Below are 2,490 nucleotides of genomic sequence, written 5' to 3'. Positions count from 1 at the left end.
CCAGCAGCGCGGCAAACTGCGGCTGCGGCTGGGTCAGCGTCAGCTGCGGCAGGCGCGCGCGCGGGCGCCGCACCTTGACGCCGGGCGCCAGCACCGTCGCCACCCCGGTCAGCACCACGGCGCCGCTCTGGTTCTTGATCTCGCAGTCGAGCTCGACGTGGTGGGTGGCGTCGTCGCGCGCGCGCACCGTGGCCGTCACCCGCAGTTCGTCGCCGATGCGCACCGGCTTCAGGAACTGCAGCGTCTGCGCCAGGTAGATGGTGCCCGGCCCCGGCAGCGCCGTGCCCAGCAGGCGCGAGATCAGCGCCGCGCTCCACATGCCGTGCGCGATGACGCCGTGGAACAGCGTGTGGTCGGCGTACTCGGGATCGACGTGGGCCGGGTTGACGTCGCCGGACACGGCGGCGAACGCCAGAATGTCTTCCCGGCCCAGCCGCCGCGTCAGGCGCGCGCTCTGGCCGATGGTCAGCTCGTCGTAGGTGACATTGGCGATGGTGTCGTCATCAGTGCTCATGGCGGGCGGGCAGGGAACTGCCGGAGCGGCAGCGATGGCACCCAGTGTACGGGCGCGTCATCGCCGAAGTATTTGATCTGGATCAAATACCAGATGCAGTCGCGGTCAGCATAATGGGTTGTCGCACCTGACCTGGAGGGACCGTGAAACAGACACTGCTACGCGTGGTGGCGCCGGCGCCGTCCCGGCCGCCGGCGGCCACCGCCCCCCCGGCGGCGCGGCGCCACCCGCTCGACCTGTATTGGCAAAGCCGGGTGGCGCGCGCCACCGGTGGCATTTCGCCGATTGCCATGCAGCTGGCGTTTCAGGACTGGTGGCAGCATCTGGCGGTGTCGCCCGGCAAGTGCGGCGAGTTGGCCACGTTCTGGCTGACCGCGCTCGGCGGCGCCGCCGCGGGCGAGGACCGGCGCTTCGCCCATTTCGCCTGGCGGCAATGGCCGTTTGCCCAGTATGTGAGCGGGTTCAAGCTGCTGGAGCAGTTCTGGCAGCAGGCCACCAGCGGCGTGGCCGGGGTGGCGCCGCACCACGCCGAAGTGGTGGCGTTTACCGCGCGCCAGCTGCTCGACATGTGGGCACCGTCCAACTTCCTGTGGACCAATCCGGAGGTGCAGCGGGCGGCGCTCGCCAGCGGCGGCCGCAGCCTGGTTGACGGCGCGCTGAACTGGCGGCAGGATCTGTGCCGCCATCTGGCCCCGCCCGGCGCGGCGGTGGCCGAACCAGTGGACGCGCCCTACGTGCCGGGGGTGGACGTGGCGGTCACGCCCGGCCAGGTGATCTTCCGCAACGCCTTGATCGAACTGATCCAGTATGCGCCGCAGACCGCGCGCGTCTACCGCGAGCCGGTGCTGGTGGTGCCGTCGTGGATCATGAAGTACTACATCCTCGACCTGTCGCCGCACAATTCGCTGGTGCGCTACCTGGTCGGGCAGGGCCATACCGTGCTGATGATGTCATGGCGCAATCCGGGCGCCGCCGACCGTGACCTCGGCATGGAAGACTACCTGCGCGACGGTCTGCTGGCGGCGCTGGCGCAGGCTGACGCAGTCGGCGGCGGCGCCCCGGTACACGCGGTCGGCTACTGCCTGGGCGGCACCCTGCTGGCGATCGCCGCCGCCGCGCTGGGCGGCGAAGGGCGGGCGCTGCCGGCCCGGCTGGCCTCGCTCACGCTGCTGGCGGCGCAGACCGACTTCAGCGAACCGGGCGAACTGGGCCTGTTCATCGACGACAGCGAGCTGGCCTTCCTCGACGCGCTGATGTGGGACCAGGGCTACCTCGACGGCGACCAGATGGCGGCCTCGTTCCAGCTGCTGCACGCGCGCGACCTGGTGTGGTCGCGCCTGATGCGCGAGTACCTGCTGGGCCAGCGCAGCGCGCCGAACGACCTGATGGCGTGGAACGCCGACAGCACGCGGCTGCCGTTCCGCATGCACAGCGAGTACCTGCACCGGCTGTTCCTGCACAACGACCTGGCCGAGGGCCGCTACCTGGTGGACGGCCGCCCGGTGGACCTGGCCGCCATCGGCGCGCCGCTGTACGTGCTGGCCACCGAACGCGACCACGTGTCGCCGTGGCAGTCGGTGTACAAAATCCACCGGCTGTGCGCGGCGCCGCTGGAGTTCGTGCTGGCCTCGGGCGGGCACAACGCCGGCATCGTGTCGGAGCCGGGCCACGCCAACCGCAGCTACCGCAGCCTGCCGCCCGGGACCGCGCCGTCCGCCGATCTGAGTCCGCAGGCGTGGCTGGCGCGGGCCAGCCACAGCGACGGCTCCTGGTGGCCGCACTGGCAGCAGTGGCTGGTGCAGCATTCCGACCGCCAGCCGGTCGCGCCGCCGCCCATGGCGGCCACGCTGGGCCCGGCGCCAGGGCAGTTCGTGGCGCGCCCCTGAGCGCGCAACGGCAACGGAGGTCACCATGTTCCGCCATATCCTGTTTCCCACCGACGGCGCGGCGCCGTCGCTGGCCGCGCTCGGCCCGTG

2 protein-coding genes are annotated in these 2,490 nt (G+C 71.5%); one reads left to right on the top strand and one right to left on the bottom strand.

From position 1 onward, the window contains the following. Positions 1–514: MaoC/PaaZ C-terminal domain-containing protein (locus tag GTP55_RS29085; protein WP_202423912.1), on the bottom strand; the 514-nt coding region annotated here is incomplete at its 3' end. A 143-nt stretch (positions 515–657) separates the two neighbouring features. On the opposite strand from GTP55_RS29085, the gene GTP55_RS29080 reads away from it, so the two are divergent. Next, entirely contained in the window at positions 658–2,400 is a 1,743-nt protein-coding gene (locus GTP55_RS29080) for a PHA/PHB synthase family protein (protein WP_161048247.1), read from the top strand. Positions 2,401–2,490: the final 90 nt, after the last annotated feature.

The organism is Duganella margarita (assembly GCF_009857535.1).
GTDB classification, from domain to species: Bacteria; Pseudomonadota; Gammaproteobacteria; order Burkholderiales; family Burkholderiaceae_D; genus Rugamonas; species Rugamonas margarita.
The sequence above is the reverse complement of the archived record's forward strand: the minus strand, read 5'-3'. Positions and strand labels throughout refer to the sequence as shown.